This is a genomic window from Microbacterium sp. UMB0228 (genome assembly GCF_002871415.1).
Taxonomy (GTDB): Bacteria; Actinomycetota; Actinomycetes; order Actinomycetales; family Microbacteriaceae; genus Microbacterium.
Genome location: NZ_PNFU01000002.1, coordinates 410,102 through 416,261, shown reverse-complemented (window position 1 = coordinate 416,261; position 6,160 = coordinate 410,102). Strand labels below are relative to the sequence as shown.

Genomic DNA, 6,160 nt, shown 5'->3' with positions numbered 1-6,160 from the left:
CAAGCGCCTCATCCGCGCCCACCCGTGGGCGACGTTCGTCTCGCCGACCTCCGCCGGACTCGTCGCCTCGCACTACCCGGTACTGCTCGAGGAGGGCGAGGACGACATCGTGCTCGTGAGCCACTTCGGGCGTCCGGACGACGAGCTGCACGAGCTCGGTCGACACGAGGTCCTGGTGATCATCCAGGGGCCGCACGACTACGTGTCCTCGAGCCTCTATGCACCCGGTGACCTCGTCCCGACGTGGAACCACGTCACCGCGCACCTCTCCGGCACCCCCGAGATCCTCACCGCGGAGGAGAACTACGCCATGCTCACCCGGCTCACCGACCACTTCGAGGGTGGGCAGCCGCACGGGCGGAGCCTCGCGGAGGACGAGCCCGGCACCCGGCGGGCGGCGAAGGGCACGGTGGGCCTGCGGCTCCGGGTCACCCGGTTCGACGCGCGCGCCAAACTCAGCCAGAACAAGGCCCCGGAGGTGCGCGAGCGCATCGCCGCCCGGTTCGACGCCGTCCACCCCGCCCTGGCCGCCGAGATGCGTCGCGTCTGACCCCCGTTCGAATCGCGCGCTTTGCGCCATCTCGGCCGGATGTGCAGCAAAGCGAGCGATTCGAAACGGGGTCAGAGGGCCAGCGTGGCGAGGGCCACGGTGGGCACCGCGGCGACGGCCCCCCAGAGCGCGAAGCGGCCCCAGCGGATCTCGACCCCGAGCGCCGTCACGCGATGGTGCCAGAGGAGTGTCGCGAGCGAGGCCCACGGCGTGATGAGCGGACCGAGGTTCACACCGATCAGCAGGGCCATCAGGGCGACCGGGTCCCCGGCCGCCGGTTCGAGCACGAGGTAGGCCGGGAGGTTGTTGATCGCGTTCGCGCTCACAGCCCCGAGCGCCGCGAGCCGGAACAGGTCGCCGAGAGAGTCGCCGTTCGCGGTCGGTGACGTCAGGAAGTCGAGCAGCCCCTGCGCGTGCGCAGTCTCGACCAGCACGAACAGCGACGCGGCGAGCGCGAGCGCCTGCCACGGGACGAGCGACAGTCGCAGAGCGTGGCGGCGGCGGACGGCGAACAGCGCGACCAACGCGAGAGCCGCGACCGCGGCGGGGATCCACACGTCGGGGGTGAGCGCGAGCAGCGGCATGAGCACGACGAGGATGCCGGTGGCGCTCCAGAACAGCGTCGGATCGGCGGGTCGACGGGGCTCGGGCGTCTCGTACGTACCGAAGACCGTGCGCCGATGCAGGACCGTGAGGATCGCGACCGGCACCAGGATCCCCACGAGCGTGGGCGCCCAGCTCAGCGCGATGAACGCCCCGGGGCCTTCCCCCATCGCGGGCGCGGCGAGCAGGTTGGTGAGGTTCGAGACCGGCAGCGCGAGCGACGCGGTGTTGGCGAGCCAGACGGTGGCCAGGGCGAACGGCAGCGGGGAGACGCCGATGCTCTGCGCCAGCACGACGACCACAGGGGTGACGATCACGGCGGTCGTGTCGAGCGAGAGGAACACGGTACTCACCACGGCGAGCACGACCACCAGCGCCCACAGCACGACGACGCGGCCACGACCCCAGCGCGCGAGGCGCTGCGAGACGACGTCGAACACCGCGGCGTCGCGGGCGAGCTCGGCGACGATCGTGATCGCGACGACGAACCCCAGCACGGGCGCGATCCGTTCCCCGAGTGCACCGGCGTCCGTGCGCGGCAGGAACCCCGTGAACACGCACACGAGCGCGACCACCACGAGCCCGGCGACGATCCCCGTCCCCGTCCCGATCCGCATCCTTCTGATCCCCACCTCGTGAGCATAGGGCCGGCGCCCCCTTTCGAATCGCGCACCTGGCTGCATCGACGGCGGGTTGGGGACCAGGTGCGCGATTCGAAGGCCGTCCGTGAGCAACCCGCATGCATCCGGGGAACGGGCGTAGGGGAAACGTGAGGATCGAGGGATGCGGCGGGGCGGCGCAGTTGGATCGAGGACGTGCTCGACATCATCTACCTCGCGCTGACCCTGGCGCTGTTCGCCCTCGTGTCCCTCATCGCCAAGGCGGTGGACCGCGCATGATCGTCTTCGAGATCCTCGCCGCCGTCCTCGCCGTCGCCGCGGTCGTCTACCTCGTCGTGGCGCTCGTCGCCCCGGAGCGCTTCTGATGGACGCGACGGTCCTGTACGGCGTCCTGCAGATCACGGCCGTCGTGGTCGTGCTCGTGCTCCTCTACCGCCCCCTCGGCGACTACATCGCGCACGTCTACACCTCCGGCCGCGACCTGCGCGTCGAGCGCGGGCTCTACCGGGTGATCGGCGTCGACCCCCGCTCCGAGCAGACCTGGCGCGCCTACGCCCGCAGCGTGCTGCTGTTCTCGCTCGTCGGCCTCCTGCTCGTCTACGGGCTGCAGCGGCTCCAGGCCTTCCTCCCCGCGTCACTCGGCCTGCCCGCCGTGCCGGAGGGACTCGCGTTCAACACCGCCGCGTCCTTCGTCGCGAACACCAACTGGCAGTCGTACTCGCCCGAGCAGACCATGGGCTACACGGTGCAGCTCGCGGGCCTCACGGTGCAGAACTTCGTCTCCGCCGCCGTCGGCCTCACCATCGCCATCGCCCTGATCCGCGGTCTCGCGCGCCGTGGCTCCGCGACGATCGGCAACTTCTGGGTCGACCTCACCCGCGGTCTGGGGCGGCTGCTGCTCCCGCTCGCCCTGATCGGCGCGGTGGCCTTGCTCGCGGGCGGCGTGATCCAGAACGTGAACGGCTTCACCGACGTCGCCACGGTCTCCGGCGGCACGCAGACGATCCCCGGCGGTCCGGTCGCGTCGCAGGAGGCCATCAAGCTGCTCGGCACCAACGGCGGCGGCTTCTTCAACGCCAACTCCGCCCACCCCTTCGAGAACCCGACCGGATGGACGAACCTCCTCGAGGTGCTGCTGATCCTGGTGATCCCGTTCGCCCTCCCCCGCACGTTCGGCCGACTGGTCGGCGACCACCGGCAGGGGTACGCGATCGTCGCGGTCATGGGCACCCTGTTCCTCGCCTCGCTCGCCGCACTCTCGGCCCTGGAGCTGGCGGGACGCGGCGCCGCGCCCGAACTCGCCGGGGCGGCGATGGAGGGCAAGGAGCAGCGCTTCGGCATCCTCGGCTCGACCCTCTTCGGCAGCGCGAGCACCCTCACCTCGACCGGGGCCGTGAACTCGATGCACGACTCGTACACCGCGCTCGGCGGCATGATGCCGATGCTCAACATGATGCTCGGCGAGGTCGCTCCGGGCGGCGTCGGCTCCGGTCTCTACGGGATGCTCGTGCTCGCGATCGTCGCGGTCTTCGTCGGCGGGCTGCTCGTCGGCCGCACCCCGGAGTGGCTCGGGAAGCGCATCGGACCGCGGGAGATGACCCTCGCGAGCCTCTACATCCTCGTGGTCCCCGTGCTCGTCCTCGGCGGCACGGCCCTGAGCTTCGCGATCCCCGGCATCCGCGAGGACGTGGAGTCCACGAGCATCCTCAACCCGGGCGTGCACGGCATGAGCGAGGTGCTGTACGCGTTCACCTCGGCCGCGAACAACAACGGCTCCGCGTTCGCCGGGCTCACCGCGAACACCCCGTGGTTCAACACCGCCCTGGGCGTCGCGATGCTGCTCGGGCGCTTCCTTCCGATCGTGCTCGTGCTGGCCCTCGCCGGGTCGTTCGCCGCGCAGGAGCGGGTGCCGGCCACGACCGGCACGCTCCCCACCCACCGGCCGCAGTTCGTCGGCCTGCTCCTCACCGTGACCGTCGTCGTGACGGCCCTCACCTACTTCCCCGTGCTCGCACTGGGACCGCTCGCCGAAGGACTCTGACCATGACCCTCCTCACCACCCCTCCCGAACAGCAGGACGCCCCCGCCGTCCCGGCCCGTCCCCCACGCTCGTTCGGCGGCGCCCAGCTCGCGCAGGCGCTCCCCGGCGCGCTCCGGAAACTCAACCCCGCGACGCTCGTGCGCAACCCCGTGATGCTCCTCGTGTGGGTCGGCGCCGCGTTCACGACCGTCCTCGCGATCGCGGAGCCCTTCCTCGGCGGACCCGCCCCCTCCGGCGGCACCCCCGTCCCGGCCGCGTTCACGTGGGGCATCGCGATCTGGCTCTGGCTGACCGTGTTCTTCGCGAACGTCGCGGAGTCGGTCGCCGAGGGGCGGGGCAAGGCCCAGGCCGCGAGCCTGCGGAACACCCGCACCCAGACGATGGCGCGACGGGTGGTGGGCCCTTCGACAAGCTCAGGGACCCAGGGCCTCGGCTCAGGGACCCAGGGCCTCGGCTCAGGGACCCAAGGTGGCGGCTCAGGGACCCAAGGCCTCGGCTCAGGGACCCAGGGGGGCGCGGAGTGGGTCGCTGAGCTTGTCGAAGCGCCGACGGAGACGGTGTCGTCGGCGGAGCTGCAGCGCGACGACCTCGTGATCGTCTCCGCGGGTGAGCTGATCCCGGGCGACGGCGACATCGTCGCAGGTATCGCCACCGTGGACGAGTCGGCCATCACCGGCGAGAGCGCCCCCGTGGTCCGCGAGTCCGGCGGCGACCGCAGTGCCGTCACCGGCGGCACGCGGGTGCTGTCGGATCAGATCGTCGTGCGCATCACGTCGAAGCCCGGCGAGACGTTCGTCGACCGCATGATCGCCCTCGTCGAGGGGGCGAGCCGGCAGCGCACCCCGAACGAGATCGCCCTGAACATCCTCCTCGCGAGCCTGTCGATCGTGTTCGTCGTCGTCGTCCTCGCACTGAATCCGATCGCCTCGTACGCGGCGTCGCCGGTGAGCATCCCCGTCCTCATCGCCCTGCTCGTCTGCCTCATCCCGACCACCATCGGCGCCCTTCTCTCCGCCATCGGCATCGCGGGCATGGACCGGCTCGTGCAGCGCAACGTGCTGGCGATGTCGGGGCGGGCGGTGGAGGCCGCGGGCGACGTCACCACGCTGCTGCTGGACAAGACCGGCACCATCACCCACGGCAACCGCCGCGCCCACGCCGTGCTGCCGCTCACCGGAGTGGAAGCCGAGGAGCTGCTGCGCACCGCCGCTCTCTCCTCCCTCGCCGATCCGACGCCGGAGGGCGCATCGATCGTCGAGCTCGCCGCCGCCCGCGGGATCCGCGTCGAGGCCCCGGCGGACGCCGTCGTCGTCCCGTTCACGGCACAGACGCGCATGAGCGGTCTCGACCTCGCCGACGGCACGCAGATCCGGAAGGGCGCCGCCTCGGCCGTGGCGGCGTGGCTGGGGCAGACCCCCGATGACGAGCTCACGACCCTCACCGACGACGTCGCCTCGGGCGGCGGCACGCCCCTCGTGGTCGCGGTGCAGGTCCCTTCGACAGGCTCAGTCCCTTCGACAAGCTCAGGGACCCATCCGGGCTCAGGCCCTTCGACAAGCTCAGGGACCCATCCGGGCTCAGGCCCTTCGACAAGCTCAGGGACCCATCGGATCCTCGGGGTCGTGCACCTCAAGGACATCGTCAAGGACGGCCTGCGGGAGCGGTTCGACGAGCTGCGCAGCATGGGCATCCGCACGGTCATGATCACCGGAGACAACCCGCTCACCGCGAAGGCCATCGCGGCCGAGGCGGGCGTCGACGACTACCTCGCCGAGGCCACCCCGGAGGACAAGCTCGACCTCATCCGCCGCGAGCAGGAGGGCGGGCGCCTCGTCGCGATGACCGGGGACGGCACGAACGATGCCCCCGCACTCGCCCAGGCCGACGTCGGCGTCGCGATGAACACGGGCACCTCCGCGGCCAAGGAGGCGGGCAACATGGTCGACCTCGACTCCGACCCGACCAAGCTCATCGACATCGTCCGCATCGGCAAGCAGCTGCTCATCACCCGCGGCGCGCTGACGACGTTCTCGCTCGCGAACGACATCGCGAAGTACTTCGCCATCATCCCGGCGATGTTCATGGGCGTGTTCCCCGGACTCGCGGCGCTGAACATCATGCAGCTGCACTCGCCAGCCTCGGCGGTTACGAGCGCGATCATCTTCAACGCCATCGTGATCGTGTTCCTCATCCCGCTCGCGCTGCGTGGCGTGACCTACCGACCGGCGAGCGCCTCGCAGATCCTGCAGCGGAATCTGCTGGTCTACGGCCTCGGCGGCGTCATCGCCCCGTTCGTGGGCATCAAGCTCATCGACCTCCTCGTCAGCCTCCTCCCCGGCTTCTGAC

Annotated in this window: 5 protein-coding genes; 4 read left to right on the top strand and 1 reads right to left on the bottom strand. The window is 70.9% G+C overall.

All coding sequences use genetic code 11. From position 1 onward, the window contains the following. On the top strand, positions 1–550 hold a 550-nt coding region (locus CJ226_RS06130), incomplete at its 5' end, for an FMN-binding negative transcriptional regulator (RefSeq protein ID WP_102208645.1). Positions 551–621: 71 nt separating this feature from the next. Here CJ226_RS06130 and CJ226_RS06125 read toward each other — a convergent pair. Further along, positions 622–1,770, bottom strand: coding sequence for an SLC13 family permease (locus CJ226_RS06125; RefSeq protein WP_102208644.1), 1,149 nt, complete (start codon positions 1,768–1,770; stop codon positions 622–624). A gap of 278 nt (positions 1,771–2,048) precedes the next feature. On the opposite strand from CJ226_RS06125, the gene CJ226_RS06120 reads away from it, so the two are divergent. Genes CJ226_RS06120 through kdpB form a run of 3 tightly spaced genes read left to right on the top strand, consistent with a single transcriptional unit; the run spans position 2,049 to position 6,159 of the window. After that, a complete protein-coding gene (locus tag CJ226_RS06120; protein WP_036292752.1) occupies positions 2,049–2,138 on the top strand; it encodes a potassium-transporting ATPase subunit F in 90 nt (29 codons plus the stop codon). Then, positions 2,138–3,814, top strand: a complete 1,677-nt coding sequence (gene kdpA, locus CJ226_RS06115) for a potassium-transporting ATPase subunit KdpA (RefSeq protein ID WP_062633113.1) — start codon at positions 2,138–2,140, stop codon at positions 3,812–3,814. The genes CJ226_RS06120 and kdpA overlap by 1 nt, the downstream gene beginning before the upstream one ends. 2 nt (positions 3,815–3,816) lie before the next feature. Further along, entirely contained in the window at positions 3,817–6,159 is a 2,343-nt protein-coding gene (kdpB, locus tag CJ226_RS06110; protein ID WP_102208643.1) for a potassium-transporting ATPase subunit KdpB, read from the top strand. Position 6,160 lies beyond the last annotated feature (1 nt).

Coding starts and splice junctions, on each gene's coding strand:
- CJ226_RS06125 (WP_102208644.1), bottom strand. CDS start 1,770: ATGCGGATCGGGACGGGGACGGGGATCGTCGCCGGGCTCGTGGTGGTC.
- CJ226_RS06120 (WP_036292752.1), top strand. CDS start 2,049: ATGATCGTCTTCGAGATCCTCGCCGCCGTCCTCGCCGTCGCCGCGGTC.
- kdpA (WP_062633113.1), top strand. CDS start 2,138: ATGGACGCGACGGTCCTGTACGGCGTCCTGCAGATCACGGCCGTCGTG.
- kdpB (WP_102208643.1), top strand. CDS start 3,817: ATGACCCTCCTCACCACCCCTCCCGAACAGCAGGACGCCCCCGCCGTC.